At 70.9% G+C, this 18,175-nt stretch carries 15 protein-coding genes; all 15 read right to left on the bottom strand.

Annotation, left to right across the window (positions count from 1 at the left end):
• Positions 1-69 precede the first annotated feature (69 nt).
• The 15 genes from ACKUU6_RS01945 to hydA all read right to left on the bottom strand — a co-directional run bounded on the left by ACKUU6_RS01945 (position 70) and on the right by hydA (position 18,167).
• The gene (locus tag ACKUU6_RS01945) at positions 70-1,428 is read right to left on the bottom strand and encodes an FAD-binding oxidoreductase (RefSeq protein ID WP_407986627.1); all 1,359 of its coding nucleotides are present in this window, start codon (positions 1,426-1,428) and stop codon (positions 70-72) included.
• Positions 1,425-1,778 (bottom strand): hypothetical protein, encoded by a 354-nt coding sequence (locus tag ACKUU6_RS01950; RefSeq protein ID WP_407986629.1) that lies wholly within the window; start codon positions 1,776-1,778, stop codon positions 1,425-1,427. The genes ACKUU6_RS01945 and ACKUU6_RS01950 overlap by 4 nt, the downstream gene beginning before the upstream one ends.
• The gene (locus ACKUU6_RS01955; protein ID WP_407986630.1) at positions 1,775-3,073 is read right to left on the bottom strand and encodes an ATP-grasp domain-containing protein; all 1,299 of its coding nucleotides are present in this window, start codon (positions 3,071-3,073) and stop codon (positions 1,775-1,777) included. Before ACKUU6_RS01955 ends, ACKUU6_RS01950 begins: the two co-directional genes overlap by 4 nt.
• Complete coding sequence (locus tag ACKUU6_RS01960; protein ID WP_407986632.1) at positions 3,070-4,149, bottom strand: NAD(P)/FAD-dependent oxidoreductase; 1,080 nt, start codon at positions 4,147-4,149, stop codon at positions 3,070-3,072. Before ACKUU6_RS01960 ends, ACKUU6_RS01955 begins: the two co-directional genes overlap by 4 nt.
• A 1-nt stretch (position 4,150) precedes the next feature.
• Positions 4,151-5,689, bottom strand: a complete 1,539-nt coding sequence (locus ACKUU6_RS01965) for a class I tRNA ligase family protein (protein WP_407986633.1) — start codon at positions 5,687-5,689, stop codon at positions 4,151-4,153.
• Entirely contained in the window at positions 5,686-6,054 is a 369-nt protein-coding gene (locus ACKUU6_RS01970) for a cupin domain-containing protein (RefSeq protein WP_407986634.1), read from the bottom strand. The genes ACKUU6_RS01965 and ACKUU6_RS01970 overlap by 4 nt, the downstream gene beginning before the upstream one ends.
• A complete protein-coding gene (locus ACKUU6_RS01975) occupies positions 6,054-7,337 on the bottom strand; it encodes a SidA/IucD/PvdA family monooxygenase (RefSeq protein WP_407986635.1) in 1,284 nt (427 codons plus the stop codon). Before ACKUU6_RS01975 ends, ACKUU6_RS01970 begins: the two co-directional genes overlap by 1 nt.
• A gap of 140 nt (positions 7,338-7,477) precedes the next feature.
• On the bottom strand, positions 7,478-8,944 hold the full coding sequence (locus tag ACKUU6_RS01980) for an XRE family transcriptional regulator (RefSeq protein WP_407986637.1): 1,467 nt from the start codon (positions 8,942-8,944) through the stop codon (positions 7,478-7,480).
• Positions 8,945-9,128: 184 nt separating this feature from the next.
• Positions 9,129-10,355 carry an MFS transporter gene (locus ACKUU6_RS01985; RefSeq protein ID WP_407986638.1) on the bottom strand — a complete coding sequence of 409 codons (1,227 nt, stop codon included), beginning with the start codon at positions 10,353-10,355 and terminating at the stop codon, positions 9,129-9,131.
• Positions 10,356-10,495: 140 nt separating this feature from the next.
• Positions 10,496-11,323, bottom strand: a complete 828-nt coding sequence (locus tag ACKUU6_RS01990) for an isocitrate lyase/PEP mutase family protein (RefSeq protein WP_407986639.1) — start codon at positions 11,321-11,323, stop codon at positions 10,496-10,498.
• Between the two features lie 206 nt (positions 11,324-11,529).
• Complete coding sequence (locus ACKUU6_RS01995) at positions 11,530-12,804, bottom strand: MFS transporter (protein WP_408649620.1); 1,275 nt, start codon at positions 12,802-12,804, stop codon at positions 11,530-11,532.
• Between the two features lie 130 nt (positions 12,805-12,934).
• Positions 12,935-14,686 carry a FixH family protein gene (locus tag ACKUU6_RS02000; protein WP_407986641.1) on the bottom strand — a complete coding sequence of 584 codons (1,752 nt, stop codon included), beginning with the start codon at positions 14,684-14,686 and terminating at the stop codon, positions 12,935-12,937.
• A 60-nt stretch (positions 14,687-14,746) separates the two neighbouring features.
• The gene (locus tag ACKUU6_RS02005; RefSeq protein WP_407986642.1) at positions 14,747-15,559 is read right to left on the bottom strand and encodes a dimethylarginine dimethylaminohydrolase family protein; all 813 of its coding nucleotides are present in this window, start codon (positions 15,557-15,559) and stop codon (positions 14,747-14,749) included.
• Between the two features lie 179 nt (positions 15,560-15,738).
• Positions 15,739-16,755 (bottom strand): TIGR03842 family LLM class F420-dependent oxidoreductase, encoded by a 1,017-nt coding sequence (locus ACKUU6_RS02010; RefSeq protein ID WP_407986643.1) that lies wholly within the window; start codon positions 16,753-16,755, stop codon positions 15,739-15,741.
• Positions 16,756-16,769: 14 nt separating this feature from the next.
• Positions 16,770-18,167: a dihydropyrimidinase gene (gene hydA, locus ACKUU6_RS02015; RefSeq protein WP_407986644.1), complete on the bottom strand. Its 1,398-nt coding sequence runs from the start codon at positions 18,165-18,167 to the stop codon at positions 16,770-16,772.
• Between the last annotated feature and the right edge of the window lie 8 nt (positions 18,168-18,175).

Genomic DNA, 18,175 nt, shown 5'->3' on the forward strand with positions numbered 1-18,175 from the left:
GACGGTACGTCGATTGACGGCTCGTCGAACGGCGGTATGTCAGATGCCGGAAGAGGGGGCGGAGATCTGTCAGATTCCCTGGGGGAAGTGGAAGACCCGGTCCGGGTCGTACCGGCGCTTGATCTGACGCAGTCGGTCCAGGTTGGGGCCGAAGTAGGCGGCCTGGGCGCCGGGCAGGTCAGGGTCGGTGAAGTTGACGTAGCTGGCGTCCCGGGCGAACTCGCCCATCGCGGAGTGCAGTTCGGTCAGCCAGTCCAGGTTGGCCTGCCGGACCTCGGCGCTGTCCTCGGTGCTCCAGGAGGTGTCCATCGAGACCAGGAAGAGCACGTCCCGGTGCGGGAAGGCGGTCTCGGTGGCCGGGACCTTGTTGATCGCGCCGCCCCAGGTGAAGAGCGCCAGGCCGGCGCCGTCCGGGTTGCCGCTGCCCGGCCACTTGGCCAGCATGGTCAGCGCGGTGTGCAGCGCCTCCTCGGAGAGCGGCTCGGTGACCGTCCTGGTGCGGACCGCGAACGGGTCGCCGGAGGTCTCGTGGTGCAGGTAGTCCTTTGCCTCCCAGTAGGTGCGGTCCTCGATCTCGGCCCGGTCGGGCACCACGGTGTCCAGGACGGGGGCCAGCAGCTTCCGCAACTCCGAGGCGGGGCCGAGGAACTGGCCGATGACCGAGACCATCCCGTCGTCCCCGGAGGAGCGGCTGGCGCCGATCCGGGCGGAGAACTCGTTCGGGGCGCCCTGCATGATCAGCTGCATCACCGGCAGCACCCTGGCCGCGTCGCTCAGCGGCCAGATCAGCAGGCAGGTGGAGCTGGCGACAGTGGGCCTGGCCTGGAAGGTGAACGAGGTGTTGACCCCGAAGTTGCCACCGCCACCGCCCCGGCAGGCCCAGAACAGGTCCGAGTTCTCGTGCTCGTTGCAGGTCACCAGGGTGCCGTCGGCGAGCACGATGTCGGTCTCCACGAGAGCGTCGCAGGTGAGGCCGAAGGCCCGGGAGACCGCGGCCACACCCCCGCCGAGGGTGAGGCCGCCGATCCCTACGTCGTTCGAGTTGCCGAGCGGCACCGCCAGGTCGTGGCGCTGGAGTTCGGCGTACAGCTGGCCGGCCCGGACCCCACCGCCGACCCGGACCAGCTCCGAGCCCCGGTCCACCGTGATCGCGTCCAGACCCTGGAGGTCGAGCACGAGCCCGGTGGTGACGGCCTGCCCGGCGTAGCTGTGGCCACCGCCCCTGGCCACCACCGGCAGCCCCTGCGAGCGGGCCCAGGCGATCCCCCGGGCAACGTCCGCCACGTTGGCCACCGAGAGCACCCCGGCTGCCGTGACGCCCGCGTAGCGCTTGTTGAAGGCGCTGCTGTTCTCCTCGAAGCCGGGCTCCCCCGGCCGGCTGACCCGGCCGTCCACCTGGCTCCGCAGGCTCTCCCAGTCGATCGTCATCGCACTGCCTCCTGCTTCTGACGTGTCGTCACTTCCGACAGGTAGGAGATTCCGGTCTCGGCGTGCGGGCCGTACCGCTCCCACTCCTCGCGGAGCAGCAGTTCGCCGTCCGCGCCTTCCTCGGGGGTGTTCGTCGAGTGCCCCGCGATCACCTCTCCGCCGGTCAGCACCATGGTGTAGGCGAGGCGCAGCGTGCCGTCCTCGCTGCAGGTGCCGGCCACGCTCCCCCGGCGGACCGGGCCACCGGCGAAGTCCGCCCAGACCAGGTCGTCCCGCTGGTGGTAGACCGCCACCACACCGTCGGTCGATTCGAGCTTCCGGAACTGGCGTCCGTCGTAGTCGATCCTCATTTGTCCACGTCCAACAGCCCTGCAGGCATCTCCAGCACCGCACTCACGTCCTTTCGTTCCAGCGGATCTGCGTCCAACTCGACTGCGTTCAGTGCTTCCCGGAGGCGTTCGGTGACGCCCTCCCGGTCCTCGGCCTGGGAGACCACGAAGGAGTGCCTGGCCAGGTAGCCGCCGGGCGGCAGCCGCAGCTCGGTGCCCGGTTCGACCATCGGAGCGGCGGTCACCAGTCCCGGCAGGCCGGTCGGCACCCGCACCTCGCGGACGGTGACGTCCTCGGTCGGGTAGCCGAACCGAATGCCGGCCACCTCGCGCCGGGTGAAGGAGATGTCGGTGCGGATCCCGGTCGCGGCCTCCACCAGCACCTCGCCGACGTCGATCCCGGTGGCGATCCGGCCCAGGAAGGGGATCAGGTCCCCGCCGAGCCGGCCGTTGATCTCGATGATGACCGGGCCGTACGAGGTCAGCTTGACCTCCGTGTGGGTCATCCCGTTCTCGACGTTCAGCACCTCGTGCGCCTTGCTCAGCACGTCCAGCAGCTCCTGGTCCTGGAGCAGCGGGTCGGCGGCGTCCACGACGTGGCCGATCTCCTCGAAGTACGGGTGGTGTCCGGTCTCCTTGCGGGCGATGAACATCGGCCGGTACTCGCCCCGGTGCACCACCCCGTCGATGCTGATCTCCGGGCCGACGGCGTAGCCCTCGACGATCGCCCCGCCGCGGAACGGCTCGTCGCCGACCAGGCTGGCGTTCGAGGCGACCAGGTACGCCTGGTCCAACTGGGCCTGGTCCTCGGCGAGTACGACACCCATCGAGGCGCCCAGGGCGCGCGGCTTGACCACCACGGGGTAGCCGATCCGGTCGGCCACCGCCCGGGCCTGCTCCAGGGTGTCGGTCAACTCGAAGCCGGGCTGCGGGAGTCCGGCGGCGGAGAGCAGCGAGCGGGTCCGGTGCTTGTCCCGGCAGCCCTGCACACCCTCCAGGCCCAGACCGGGGACCCCGAACTCGGCGGCCAGCTCGGCGGCCGGCATCACCAGCGGCTCGTCGTAGCAGGCCACCCCGACGATCGTCCGGCGACCGGCGATCTCCCGCGCCGCGTCCCGCAGTTGCTCGTGGTCGAAGACGTTGACCACGGTGATCTCGTCGAAGTACTCCTGCTGCCAAGTGGGCTTGAGGTTGTTGACCAGCACCAGCTTGAGGCCGAGTTCGGCCGCCCGCCGGGCGGCGGACTCGATGATGTACTCGCGGTAGAGTTTGAGTCCGCTGCCGATCACCAGCAGCACTCGGTCTTCGGCGGTCATTTCGTTTCTCCTCCAAGGTAGTCGGTGTCTTCGAGAGCCGCCGCGATGCGGTCGGCGACCAGCGGGGCGGTACGGAACCCGTCGCCGCCGCTGGCGGTCCTGGCCCAGGTCTTCGGGCCGAGCTGGATCAGGTGGGCGGCGCCGGTGCCGGCGTCCACCAGGTAGTGGCAGCGCTTGACCGCCATCACCGTGTAGCGCTTCGGGTCGGTCAGGATCGGCTCGGACAGCACCTGTTCGGCCCATCGGAGCTCTTCGGCCGGGCTGCCGTCGGCGGCCAGGTCGGCCTCTCGGCAGACGGTGGCCGAGCTCGCCTTGAGCAGCGTGCCCTCACCGGGCGGCAGCAGCCAGGCGGTGCCCTCGGAGCCGATCCGGCCGATGCCGGGGGTCTGCTCCCAGACGGCTGCCAGGTCCTCCGGCGGCTTGAGGTAGACCAGGGTCTGACGGTGCAGCAGCATCGGCAGGTCGACCAGGTTCTTCGACCAGGGGCCGGTGGCGATCAGCGTCAGGTCGGACTCCAGGGTCTCGGCGTCGGGCAGGTGCACCTCGCCGGTCTCCGGGTCCACGGCCTTGACCTCCTGCCAGGGGCGGAGCGTGACGTTGGGCTGCTCGGCCAGCCAGCGGACCACCGCCGCGAGGGCGTGGTCGGCGAGCAGGACACCTCCCTGGTGCTCCAGCACGCCGACCGAGTCGGCGGGGAACCGCACGTGCGGGAGGGTGGCCGGGTCGACCAGGGTGACCGGGAGGGCGGCGTCGGCCGCAGCGGCGGTCACCTGGTCGATCTCGGCGGCCGGCCAGGCGGAGAGCATGCCGACCTGACGGTAGAACTTGGTGCCCAGCAGGGCCTCCATGGCCAGCCACCTGCGGTGCGCGACCGCGGTGCGCCTGGTCCCTGCCAGGTCTGCCGGGTCGAGCGCCCGGACCGCGCGGTGCTGGTCGAAGGAGGTGGAGCCCGGGTTGGGGATCGCCCCCCGGTCCAGCACGGTGACCTGGTGACCGGCCAGCGAGGCCCGTACCGCCGTGAGCAGTCCGGTCACCCCCGCCCCGACCACCAGCACCCGACGCGCTTCGGTTGCCATCTCAGACCGCCCCACCGGTGAGCCGGGGCAGGGCCTTCGGGGTGATCTCGGTGGTCTCGTCCCGGTCCCGGACGGCGGTGTCGTCCAGGACCGCGGCGGCCAGGTCGATCAGGATCGGGGCGGCGCCGCGCAGGACGGCCTCCACCTGGTGGCAGAAGTCCCCGGCCAGCTCCTCGGTCACCTCCCAGCGGTCCAGGCGGCCGAGCTGCTCGGCCAGCGTCTCGGCCGCACGGCCGAGGCTGAAGGCGGGCAACTGGTAGGCGGCGGCGAAGCGTTGGGTGATCCGGTCGGCGGCGAAGCGGGAGGCGGCGGAGACCGGCAGGGTGCGCCCGGCCCACTGCTCGACCTTTGCGGCCACCCGGTTCCACGGCTGGATCAGCCGGGCGCCGGTGACGGCCTCCAGGGCTCCCCAGCCGAAGTTGGTGCGCTGGTTCTCCGGGCTGGTGGCGGCCAGGTGGAACCGGCCGACATCCCGGGGCAGCCGGTCCGCGAGGTCCTGACCCCACACCAGGTGTCCCCGGCTGGTGGAGAACTTCTGGTGCTCCAGCTCGTAGAACTCGTTGGTGACGAACCGGGCCGGCAGCGCGTACCGGTCGCCCAGCGCCAGCAGCATCGCGGCACCGGCGATGGCGAACGGGAAGGTGTTGTCGAAGCCCAGGAAGTAGACCACCTCGGTCTCGGACTCCGGCCACCAGAGCTGGTCGTCGGCGGCCAACACCTCGCCGCGCTTCTCGGCGCCCAGCGCCGTGGTGTAGATGGACCAGGCCATCGTCTCGGCGTTCGGGTTGATGGTCTGCCCGGCCACCTCGGGGAACGGGGCGGGAATGCCCCAGGAGATCGGGTAGGTGATCGGGAGGTCAGGCAGCGGGCCGTCCAGGATCTCCCGCACGGCCAGGGCCATGTGTGGCCGGAGCGCGGCGCCGCTGCTCGCGAAGTACTCCTTCAGCTGCTCCCGGTACTCCTCCAACGGCAGCACCAGGACCGGGACTTCACGCATCTCCACGACGGCGTCGGGGTACTCGGTGGAGCGTGGGTCGATCAGGTCACCGGCCGCCGACGAGTGGCCGCAGCTCTCGCAGAGCCCGGCGCACCCCTCGGTCAGGCAGACCGGGCAGCCGCCCTTGACGAAGCCGTCCACCAGGTACTCGCCGGTGCTCGGCAGATAGGGGAAGCGGGTCGGCCGCAGCACCACCTTGCCCGCCTCGTGCAGCCGGCCGATGAACTCCAGCACCAGCTTGGTGAAGCGCTCCTCGTCCCGGCTGAAGCCGTCCACCTCGATGCCCATCGCGGCCAGGGTGGACTCGATCCGGGCGGTCGAGTCGGCGACCAGTGCCTCCGGAGTGGTGCCCAGCCGTCGGGCGGTGGTGACCACGAAGGTCGAGGTGTCCTGGGCACCGGTGCCGAGGACGGCTTCCCGGCCGGTCGCCCGCTGGTAGCGGGTGTAGACGTCGGCGGCCAGGAACGGCCCCGCCAGGTGGCCGAGGTGCAGGTCTCCGTTGGCGGTCGGGGCGGGAGAGATCACCGCCACGCGCTTGCTCATGCCTTCTCCTTGTGGTGACGGGCGAGGAACGCGTCCGACATGTCGGAGTCCCACCAGATCCCGTAGTACTCGAAGTCCTCCTGGTGGTCGTTGACCACCTTGTGCGTGCAGCCGGGCGGCAGTTGGACGATGTCGCCGGCGATGAACTCGTGGGAGGTGCCGTCGACCACCAGGGTCGAGCGGCCCGCCATCGCGATGAAGATCTCGTACTCGTGGTGCGAGTGCGGGGTGGACTCCCCGCCGCCGCTGATCACGCACCAGGCGCCCTCGAAGGGGGCGTTGAGCGCGTCCCAGGGCTGCAGACGTTCGCCGAGGATGCCGTAGGCGGGGGTCAGGTTGGCCCGGTCGAGGCGACGGATCTCCATCAGTGGCTCCGGGTGGCGGAGACGCTGCGGCGGTCCAGCATGTCGGTGGTGATCTCGTGCGACCGGTGCGCCAGCACGCTGAGCAGCGAGTCCGAGATGCCGTGGGTGGCCTCGTTGAAGCCCTGCAGGTAGAGCCCGGCGCGGGTGGTCTCGCCGAGGTCGACCCGGTAGCGGCGGTTGACCGCGATGTCCTCGATGCCGACCTGGCCGGCCAGGTGACGGACCATGGCGGGCATCCGCTGGTCGTAGCCGGTGCCGAGCAGCACCAGGTCGCAGCGGACCTGGTCGACCTTGCCGGTACGGCGGTCGCGCAGCTCCAGCACCACCTCGCCGTCCTCCTCGCGGGCCTCCAGCACCTCGGTCATCGACCGGACGGCGGAGCGCTGCGAACCCGAGAGCTTCTGCTCGTACAGCATCGAGTAGGTCTCGTCGAGGAACGGCGCGGCCAGACCAGCGTAGTTGGTGAGCCGGATCTCCTCGAGGATCTGCTTCCGGGACTCGGCCGGGCTGTCGTGGAACTGGTCCACGAAGGAGGGGAAGAAGAGCTCGTTGACGAACTTGCTGGTCTGGTAGTTCTGCAGACCGATCGAGCGGTGGATCAGGGTCGGCTGGCTCAGCGGCAGGTCCTTGTGGACGGCCATGAACATCTCGGCGGCACTCTGCGCCGCGCCGATCACCACCACCCGGACCGGTCGGTCGATCGGGTACTGGGCGATCCGGGTGCTGTACTGGGTGCTGTGGATGACCCGGTCCGCGGGAAGGTGGGCGAACTCCTTCGGGACGTTGGCGTCCCGGCCGGTGCCGACCACCAGGTCCCGGGCGTCCACGGTGTCGCCGTTGGTGAGGGTGACCCGCCAGCCGATCACGGTGCCGTCGTCGGCCCGGCGGGGTGCGACGCTCTGGCCCTTCGCGTTGTAGCGGACCCCCACGTGCTCCAGGGAGTTGGCCACCCACTGCAGGTACTCGGAGAGCTCGCGGCGGAAGGGGTTGAAGGTGCCGAGGTTGACGAACTCGTCCAGGCGGCCCTTGGCGTGCAGGAAGGAGAGGAAGGAGAACCGGCTCTGCGGGTTGCGCAGGGTCACCAGGTCCTTGACGAAGGAGACCTGGCTGCGGGCGAAGGGCAGCAGCAGGTTGCGCTGCCACTTCACGTCGGGGTACTGCTCCAGGATGAGGGTGTTGGCGGCCAGACCGGAGGAGCCGGACTCCTCGATTGCCACGGCCAGGGCCAGGTTGGACGGGCCGGCACCGATTGCCAGAACCTCGACCTCGTTGTGGTTCGTCATTGCTGTGCCACCTCGCTACTCGTCCTACCGCCCCTTCGAGCGAGTAGGTGTTCCGGCCCCGTTCTTGTGTTCGGCGCCGTTCGGTAGGACGAGTCAAGCGAGTGGGGCTGTTGATCGACAGCCTTGTCCGGCAAGGCCGATCAAGCGGCCCCGGCAGCGAGTTGTTCGACCGGACCGGTCAACTGCCCCGCGGTTGTCCCCGGTCGCATCTTCGGGAAGGGCAACTCCCGGCGAGGCTGCAGGTTGTGGGCCGGATCGCGGTCCGAGACGAAGGCCCGCACCAGCGGGTCGACCCGGTACGTGCCCTGCCGCTCACCCGGTCCGAGCATCCCCGCATCGACCAACTCGTCGATCAATTCGTCGGCTCCGGTCGGGATTGATTCCTCGGCCCGCAGCTCGGAATCCGGCTGCTTCACCAGCAGATCGAGCAATTCGGCGGCTCGGTCGCCCAGTTGCACGTGGGCGGAGTTGAGCGACTCACGCATCGACAGGTCACCGACGCTCAGCCAGCCCAGCAGGGTCTCCGGGCACTCCAGCCGGCTCACCGCCCAGCGCAGCGAGATGTCCGGCCTGGCGGCCAGCTTGCGGGTGGCGATGTCGAGCGCCAGCGGCAGGTCACCGCAGAGCTCGGCCAGCCGGTCCGCCCCGGCGTGGTCCGCCCGGGCCCGTTCGGGCAGCGCCCGGTCGATCAGCTCGACCGAGTCGGGCCGGGGCAGCGGCTCCAGCCGGATCCGCCGGACGTCCCGCAGGCCCAGGAGCGGAGTGCGGCTGACCATGATGGTCGTACTGGTCCCGCTCTCGGTCAGCAACGGCCTGATCTGCCGCTCGCAGTGCACGTTCTCCAGCAGCACCAGCACCCTGCGCCGGGCCAGCAGCGAGCGGAACAGCCCCGCCTGCTGGTCCGGTGCGGCCGGTATTCGCTCCGGCGGCACCCCGAGCGCGGACAGGAAGCCTCCTACCAGCTCCGCCAGGTTGAAGGTCTCCTTGGTCAACGGACCGAGATCCGCGTAGAGCTGACCGTCCACCAGACGGTCCGCCAGGTCGTACGCGTGCCGCAGCGCCAGCTCGCTCTTGCCGACCCCGACCCGCCCGCTGATCAGCACCGGGCTGCCGCCGGGACCGCCCAGTCGGGCCAGCTCGGCGCTCCGTCCCACGAACCCCTGCGGGCGCAGTGGCAGTTGGGCCGGCCGCGGCAGCCCGGCATCCGGCACTCCGGCGCCCAGCGGTGCGGTCGCCGGGAGCGGCTGCACCGACGCCGGCGCCGCCGCCGACAGCGGCGGCGGCTGCTCCGCGGCCGGCTCGGTCACCGACACCGCGGGCCGCGCCCCGACCACCGGCACCCCGCCTCCGGCGGCGGCCACCAACCAGCGCCGCCGCCACTCCTCCCGGTCACCCCGGCAGGCCTCCACATACCCCAACGCCACCTGCAGGGTGGGCAGTCGGTGCCCGTTGGCGGCGCTGGACAGCACCGAGGCCGAGTACATCGCGGTCCTGGCCATGTCCCGGTACGTCGGGTTGCCAGCCTCGGCACGCAGTCGACGGAGCCCGCTCGCGAACTCCGCGACCGCGCCGCCCGTCTCGTCCACCGGCTTCTCCGGCCTCCCCATGTCTTCATCCCCTTTTGTTCACTGGCCCACAGACGGCCTGTGTGCCGATGGAAACGCCCGGGGGGAATGGGCGGCCGGTGTCTCCGGCCGGTCCACTCCCCCGGGTACTACCTACGGAAATGCACGGCGGATCCGCGTGGCCGGTGTCTCCGGCAGCTCCGCTCCTCCGTGCGTCGTGACGTCGTCAGCTCGCAAGATTCCCCCGCATGCCCACCCGGGCGCAGAGCGCGGCGACCAGACCGAGCATCCCGCAGAGCCCCCAGATCCCGTTCCCCAGCGTGGTCCAGGCGAGGACGCCCAAGGTGGGGCCGAGCGCCAGGCCGAGCCCGAAGGTGGCCTGGTGGGCGGCGATGTAGCGGGTCCGCACCGCCGCCGGGTGGGTGGCGGGGTGCGCGAACATGGTCGGCCCGCTGGTCATCACGCCGAAGACGAACAGCACCGTGCAGGCGGTGATCGTCACGCCGGAGCCGAAGGGCAGCCCGTAGCCCGCCACCCCGAGACCCATCAGGGCGGTGCCGCCGGCCCCGGCCAGGTACGGCTTCCAGCCCTTCAGATAGCTGGTGATCTTCAGCTCGCAGAGGATCAGGATGACCGAGGAGGCCGTCAGTAGCCCGCTGTACAGCGCGGCCGGGTGCCCCTCCTCGGTGAGCTTCAGCGGAAGCGCCACGGTGTACTGGACGTAGATCACCGAACCGAGCAGCACCGAGGCAAGGAAGGCCAGGTACCGCCCGTCCCGGAACAGCACCGCGTACGCGCCGAGCCCCGCGACGGACTTGTCCACCGCCTCCTCCTGCGGTGCGGCCACCTTCGGCAGCAGCGTCAGGGCGAGCAGCGCGTAGCCGAGTGCGGTGGCCGCGTCCAGGTAGAACAGCAGGTCCCAGTCGACCAGGATCAGCCCGGCCGCGATCAGCGGGCTGAGCGCGGCGCCGCCGTTCATCGCTATCCGCATCATCGAGAAGCCCATCACCCGGTGCTCGTCCGGGATCAGGTCGCTGAGCAGCACGGCCGCGGCCGGCCGGTACGACTGGGTGGCCAGGCCCGCCAGGGCGATCGCCGCGAGCAGCGGCCCGAACCGCCCGGGCCCGCTCAGCGCCGGGATCAGCGCCAGGATCGCCGCCGACGTGCACATCGCGCCGACGATGGTCGCCCTGGGCCCGTACCGCTGGGTCAGTTCACCGCCCAGGACAGTGCCGAGCACCGCGCCCGCGCTGTACGCGGTGAGGGCGAAACCCGCCTGACCCACGGAGAGTTCACGGGCGGTCAGGTAGAGCACCAGGAAGGTCTGGACGAACGCGCCCGTCTGGTTGACGAGCACGCCCCCCAGCAGGTACCTGACCTGGAGCGGTGTCTCCCGCAGGGTGGCGATGACGCCCATCGGGGCGTCCGTTCTCTTGGCAGTCCTGACGGTCATTGGGTCCTCGATCCCGGTTGGCTGTGCACGGTTTCGGGAAGGTCCGGGCAACGGGATGCTGCCCGGACCTCATTGCCCGTACGTTCCACCTGAGTTGGGACTCTGCCGACGGCTCTCGACCGTCGGCTCCGCTCAACCGCTCAGCGGTTGAAGCTGCTGTTCACCGCGCCGAAGTCCAGCGCGCCGGCCAGCTCGTCGTACGTGCCCTTCTCCACCAGCTCGGCGGCGGCCCGCTGGGCCAGCGTGTAGGCGGCCTGGGCGACAGCGGTGCCGACGCTGACCCGGCGCACCCCGGCGGCCTCGAACTCGGCCACCGTCGGCGCACCAGGCCCGGCCATCACGTTGACCGGCAGCGGCTGGCCCTCGACCAGCTCCGCGATCACCGCGAGGTCGAGCAGCCCCGGCACGAACAGGCTGTCCGCCCCGGCCTCGGCGTAGACCGCGGCGCGGGCCAGCACGTCGGCCGGTCGGCCCTCGGGCTCGCCGATCCCGAACAGGAAGACGTCGGTCCGCAGGTTGATCACCAGCTCCGGCAGGCCGGCCGCCTCGGCCGCCTGCCGCGCCGCGCGGATCCGGGCCGCCTGCTCCTCGGCCGTGAACAGCTCGAAGTTCGGCTTGGAGTCCTCGAGGTTCACCCCGACGACGCCCGCGCCGATCACGGCGGTGATGGTGGCGGCGACGTCCTCCGGAGCGAGGCCGTAGCCCGCCTCGATGTCGGCGGTGACCGGCAGCTCCACGGCGTCGACGATCCGGGCGACCAGAGCCACCATCTCGTCGCGGCTGAGCGCCTGCTGGTCCGGCTTGCCGGCCGCCCAGGAGACCCCGCCGCTGGTGGTGGCGATCGCCTTGGCCCCGGCCTGGCCGATGAGCGCCGCGCTCCCGGCGTCCCAGGCGTTCGGCAGCACCAGGACGCCGTCCTTGTGCAGTTCGCGGAGGAGTACGGCCTTGGCCTGCTGAGTGTTCGCCATGACGGCACCTTTCACTAGGGGGGTTTACCGGCATGTTCCCCAGTCGGCCGGAACACCGTCAAAGGAACCGAACGGACTCCATCACTTCCCCCACCAGGCACTTTCATCGTCTGACAATCCGTCAGGTCACACCGGGAAAGGCCCCAACGCCGAAGTGGCGCCTCCGGATCGGAGGCGCCACCAGGGTGTGCGGGAGGGCGGGCTGCTCAGCTGTGCGCTTCCTCGGGCAGGAGGTCAGGGACCGGGACGGCCGGAGCCTCGGGCTCGCTCTCGACCGGGACTCGCTTGATCCGCATCGACAGCAGCGCGGCACCCACGCTGAGGACACCGGCGACGTACCAGGCCGGCGCGTAGTCACCGAAACTGTCACGGGTGACACCGGCTGCCGTGGCGGCGAACGCGGCACCCAGCTGGTGGCAGGCGAAGACCCAGCCGAAGACGATCCCGGCCGACATCCCGAAGTGCTCGCGGCACAGCGCCACGGTCGGCGGCACGGTCGCGATGAAGTCCATCCCGTAGAAGATCACGAAGATGACCATCGGCCCGGTGATCTCCTCGCTGAACAGCGAGGGCAGCACCAGCAGCGACAGACCGCGCAGCACGTAGTAGACGGCCAGCAGGATGCGCGAGTCGACCCGGTCGGAGAGCCAGCCGGAGAGGATGGTGCCGATCAGGTCGAAGATGCCGATCATGGCGAGCAGGCCCGCCGCGGTGACGGTCGGCATGCCGTGGTCGTGGGCGGCCGGGATGAAGTGGGTGGCCACCAGGCCGTTGGTGGTGGCACCGCAGATCGCGAAGCCGACCGCGAGCAGCCAGAACGTCCGGGTCTTGGCGGCCTGCTTGAGACCGTCGACGGCGAGCCGGGCGGCACTGCCGGTGGGGACCGGTGCCGGCACGATCTCGTCCCCGCCGTACGGGGGGATGCCCAGGTCGGCGGGGTGCTCGCGGAAGAACAGCAGGATCAGCGGCACCGTGGCGAGTGCCACCAGTGACACCACGATCGCGGCCGTCCGCCAGCCGCCCGAGCTCTCGGTCAGCGAGGCCACCAGCGGCAGGAAGATCAGCGATCCGGTCGCACCACCGGCCGACAGGATGCCCGTGACCAGGCCCTGGCGCTTGACGAACCAGCGGGTGCCGATGGTGGCGACGAAACCCAGCGAGATGGAGCCGGCGCCGAGGCCGACCAGGACGCCCCAGAGCATCACCAGCTGCCACGCCGACGTCATGAACACGGTCAGACCGCTGCCCAGCGCGATCAGGGTCATCGCACCGGCCGTCACCTTACGGACGCCGAAACGCTCCATCAGCGCGGCGGCGAACGGCGCGGTGACGCCGTACAGCGCGAGGTTGACCGACATGGCCAGTCCGATCACACCGGACGACCAACCGAACTCTTGTTTGAGCGGCTCCACCAGTGCACCGGGGGTGGCCCGGAAGCCCGCCGCGCCGACGAGCGCGACGAAACCGATGGCCGCAATCATCCATGGCCAGATCTGCTTGTTTCGAATCACCTTGCCAGACTGCTCGCCCCCGCTCGGTTCCGGATAGCCGGGTTCCTGCACTCTGTCAGGTTCGGACCATGGTTCGGCAGTGCGTGATCCCATGCTTCGCTCAGCTCCCAATCGTCAATTGCTGCACGGATGTTGCCTGGTCGATCTCGGAGGTGCGGACGGTCAGTGAGGCCACCCAGTCGCCCGCCAGCGGGAGCTGGGCGGTGCCCGACCAGCGGCCGGTGCCCTCCGGTTGCAGAGCCACCGTCAGGGGCCCGATGTCCTTGGCCGGCAGGGTGAAGGTCAGCTGGACCTCCGCCGCCTGCACCGGCTGTCCGGCCGGGTCCCTCAGGTCCAGCCGGACGGTGTTGTTGCCCACCGCGACCGGGGTGACGCCCACCGTGGCGGTGCCCTTGGCGTTGGCGGTCCGGCCGCCGGTGTCGTACGGAAGTACCAGTTGGGCGGTCCGGCCGGACGCCACCGGCGCGGCCGGTCCTGGCGGCAGGGCGGCGACCTCCTGGGCCACCCGTCCGGGCGGCGCACTGGTGAGCATCGTGGTCACCACCAGCACCGCCACCGCGACGGCCGCCTCCACCAGCACGGAGCGCCGCAGCCCGGACCGGTCGGCCGCCGGATCGGTCCGCAGCCGGGCGATCCAGCGGCGCGAGAACCACGCCGCCGCGAGCATCACGGCCACGCACCCGATCTTGACCAGCAGCAGTCGCCCGTACTCGGTGCCGGTCAGCGCGCTCCAGGAGCCCACTCCGCGCCAGGACTGGTACACCCCGGTCAGCACCAGCACGGTCACCGAGCCGAACGCCACCCGGGAGAACCGCTGCACACCGGTCGGCCCGATCCCCTGCCGCAGGCTGACCAGCAGGGCCACCAGGCCGCCCAGCCAGGCCGCCATCGCCAGCAGGTGCAGGGTGGCGGTCGGCAGCGACAGCCAGACCTGCATGCCCACGGCGGCGTGGTCGGTACCGACCCAGGTCGCCGTCAGCCCGACCGCCAGCAGCACTCCGGCCACACCCAGCCTGGACCGGGCCGAGCGTGGTGCTGGCTCCTCGCCCGGCTGGCCCGACTGCCCGACCAGCATGGCCAGGTAGACCCCGCTCAGGGCGAGCAGCAGCAGCCTGACCGCCAGCGCGGTGTAGATCCGCCCGTCCAGCGAGACGTGCGCGAGCGCCGGGTCCGCCGCCTGCGAGATCTTGTTGCCGCGCTCGTACGGGCCGCGCAGCAGCAGCAGGACGATCGTGGCGACCAGCAGGCCGAGCCAGCCGGTGACCAGCAGTTGCTGCACCTGCTTGACCGCCGCGCCGGCCGGCCAGCAGACCAGGACGAAGGCCACTGCACCGGCCAGCAGCGCGAACGCGGCGTACGCCGCCACCCGGCCGGTGTCGTACATGAACGAGATCAGGCTGTCCGCCTTGACGCCCTGGGCCGAGTCGGCGGGGACCACGGTGGCCGAGGGCGCGCCGATCGAGAAGGTGAACGCCCCGCTGACCGGGTGCGAGTCGTCCGAGACGGCCCGCCAGGCCACCGTGTACGTGCCGTTGCCGAGGCCGGGGTGCAGGGTGACCCGTGCGGTGTCGCCCTTGCCGTCGGCGCGCCCGGTGTCGCCCGCGTCGACCTGCTTCCCCGCCGGGTCGAGGACCCGGACCGAGTCGGCGGTGAGCGTCACGCCCTCGCCGAAGGTGAGCGTGACGGCGGTCGGCGCGGACGGCAGTACCGAGTTCTGCACCGGGTCGGTCGAGACCAGTGCCGCGTGTGCGGCCGCGGTTCCCGCCCCGCCGAGCAGCATCAGCGCGCCCGCGAACAGCGCGATCAGCACGCCGATGAGGCGGCGGCGGATCCGCAGGAATCGTTCGGTCATTCCTTGCACTTCCCGGCTGGTAGTGATCGGCGCCTCAGGGCGGCGCCGTCTGCGTCGTCGTCAGGAGGTCGTCCGCCCGGGCGGGTTGTCGAGGGTCAGGGCGGTGCAGCGGACCCCGCCGCCGCCCTTGGCCAGCTCGGTGGTGTCGAGTTCTATCACCCGCAGTCCGCGCTCGCGCAGCTCGGCGGCGAGTCGCGGCGCACCCGTGGTCATCGTCACGGTGGTGCCGTCACCGACCATGTTCAGCGCGAACTTGGCCGCCTCCTCGACCGACACCTCGATCAGCTCGGCCCCCAGTCCGTGCAGCCGGCGGAGGCTCGGCGCGTCGAGTGCCTGCGGGCAGTAGGCCAGGGTGTTAGGCAGGCCGACGACGCCCACGGCCAGGTCGAGGTCGTACCAGCGCGCGCTCACGGTCTGCAGCGGCACCACCTCGTAGTCGAGCTCCTCGGCCAGCACCCGCATCATCCGCTGGTCGGTGCGCTGGCCGTGCGCCGCGAGCAGCAGGTCACCGAAGGCCAGCGCGTCGCCCTGGCCGCTGAACGCGTAGGGCACCTCGACGACCTCGTACCCACGCCAGTTCAGCCACTCGCGGAAGTAGGTCACCTCGGCCTGGCGCTCCGGCGGCGGGTTGCCGAGGATCGCCCGGTCGCCGCGCACCACGGCCGCGTTGGCGGTGAAGACCATGTCCGGGCACTCCGGCGCGGACGGCACGTACTCGATCTTGCGGCCCGCCGCCAGGTGCGCCGCCACGATCGCCTCGTGCTCGGCGACGGTCGCGGCCAGGTCGGGCTGGATCTCGGTGTGCATGTACGGGTTGATCTCGTAATCGACCCGGAAATGCCTCGCGTCGGAAACCAGCAGCTCACTGTTCACGGTTCAATCCCCTGGTCTGTCGGAACCGGCTCGATACAGCCGATTGGTAGGTGCGGTCCGGGTCGCCGCGCACCACCGAGTTCAACAGAGCGCCGAATTGGTCGCCATCTTCGGATGCCGAAACAATCAACTCGGGCCGGGAGAACAACCCCGGCCCGAGTAGACGGAAGGACGAACGGTCACCCCAGCGCGGGGATCACCTCCGCCCCGTACGCGTCGATGGTCGACTCGATCGCGTCGTGCATCGCGTACACGGCGAACTGGTCGACGCCCAGGTCGCGCAGTTGGCGGAGTTTGGCGAGCTGCGCCTCGGGCGGGCCGATCAGGCAGAACCGGTCGACGATCTCGTCCGGGACGAAGGCGGTGTCCGGGTTGCCCGAGCGGCCGTGGTGGGCGTAGTCGTAGCCGTGCCGGTCCCGGATGTAGTCGGTCAGCGCGTCGGGCACCAGGCCGGAGTGTTCGCCGTAACGGGAGACCAGGTCGGCGACGTGGTTGCCGACCATGCCGCCGAACCAGCGGCACTGCTCGCGGGCGTGCGCCAGCGCCGAGGGCGAGTCGTCGGCGGTGACGTACGCGGGCGCGGCCACGCAGACCGTGATCGAGGCGGGGTCACGCCCGGCCCGCTCGGCGGCCGTACGGACCGCCTTGACCATCCACTCGGTCAGGTAGGGGTCGGCCAACTGCAGGATGAAGCCGTCCGCCTGACGGCCCGTCAGATCCAGTGCCTTCGGACCGTACGCGCCCATCCAGACCGGGAGTTCGGCGCCAGGCCGCACCCAGGGGATCCGCATCGGAGTGCCGTCCACCTCCGTCTCCCGGCCCTCCGCCAGCTCCTTGATGGCGTGCATCGCGGCGGACAGCCGCTCCAGGGTGGCCGGGCGACGGCCGGCCACCCGCATCGCGGAGTCACCGCGTCCGATCCCGCAGACCGTCCGGTTGCCGAACATGTCGTTGAGGGTGGCGAAGAGCGAGGCGGTCACCTCCCAGGTCCTGGTCGACGGGTTGGTCACCATCGGACCGACCGTCAGGCGCGAGGTCTGCGCCAGGATCTGGCTGTAGATCACGAAGGGCTCCTGCCAGAGCACCACCGAGTCGAAGGTCCACCCGTGGGTGAAGCCCGCCGCCTCGGCGCGCACCATCCGCTCGACCAGCAGACGGGCGGGCGGGTCGGTCTGGAGCACAAGGCCGATGTCCAAGTCGGTTCTCTTCTCTAGAGGTACTGACAGGTCGAGCGCGGCTGGTACCGGCCGTGCCCGGCCCGGCCGAGGTAGACGTCACCGTCGACCACCACCGTGCCCCGGGAGAGCACGGTGCGGGCCTTGCCGGTGAGTTGCCTGCCCTCGTACGCCGAGTAGTCGACATTCATGTGGTGGGTGGCGGCCGAGACGGTCTGTACGGCGTTCGGGTCGTAGACCACCAGGTCGGCGTCGGCGCCCGGGGCGACGGTGCCCTTACGCGGGTAGAGGCCGAACATCCGGGCGGGCGTGGCGCAGGCGATCTCGATCCACCGGCGCCGGGTCAACTTCCCTTCCACCACGGCCTGGTGCAGCAGGTCCATCCGGTTCTCGACGCCCGGCAGCCCGTTCGGGATCTTCGAGAAGTCGCCCCGGCCGAGCTCCTTCTGCCCGACGAAGCAGAACGGGCAGTGGTCGGTGGAGACCACCTGGAGGTCGTTGGTGCGCAGCCCCCGCCACAGCGCCGCCTGGTGCTCGCGCGGCCGCAGCGGCGTGGAGCAGACGTACTTGGCGCCCTCGAAGCCGGGCTCGGCCAGGTTGTCGGTCGACAGGTAGAGGTACTGCGGGCAGGTCTCGCCGAACACCGGCAGCCCCTCGTCCCGCGCCTTCGCCAGCTCGGCCACCGCCGAGGCGGCCGAGACGTGCACCACGTACAGCGGGGCGCCCGCCACCTGGGCCAGCCTGATCGCCCGGTGGGTGGCCTCGGCCTCCAGCAGCTCCCGCCGGACCTCGCCGTGGTGGCGCGGGTCGGTCTTCCCGGCCGCCAGTGCCTGTTCCACCAGCACGTCGATCGCGATGCCGTTCTCGGCGTGCATCATGATCAGGCCGCCGTTGTCGGCGCCGCGCTGCATGGCCCGCAGGATCTGGCCGTCGTCGCTGTAGAAGACGCCGGGGTAGGCCATGAACAGCTTGAAGGAGGTCACCCCCTCCCCCACCAGCAGGTCCATCTCCTTGAGGCTGGCCTCGTTCACGTCGCCGAGGATCATGTGGAAGGCGTAGTCGACCGCGCAGACGCCGGCCGCCTTCTCGTGCCAGGCGTCCAGCCCGGCCCGCAGCGAGGAGCCGACCGACTGGACCGCGAAGTCCACGATCGTGGTGGTCCCGCCGAACGCGGCGGCCCGGGTGCCGGTCTCGAAGGTGTCACTGGCCTCGGTGCCGCCGAACGGCAGCTGCATGTGGGTGTGGGCGTCCACGCCACCGGGGATGACGTACTGTCCGGTGGCGTCGATCACCCGGTCCGCCGTCCAGCCGTCGGCGATGTCGCTGCCACTGGCGGCCAGTGCGACCACCTGCTCGCCCTCGACCAGCACGTCCACGTGCATCTCCTCGGCGGCGGTGATCACCAGGCCGCCGCGGATCACGGTACGGGTCATCGGAGCTC

Origin of the sequence: Kitasatospora sp. CMC57 (assembly GCF_045866025.2) — a bacterium.
Taxonomy (GTDB): Bacteria; Actinomycetota; Actinomycetes; order Streptomycetales; family Streptomycetaceae; genus Kitasatospora.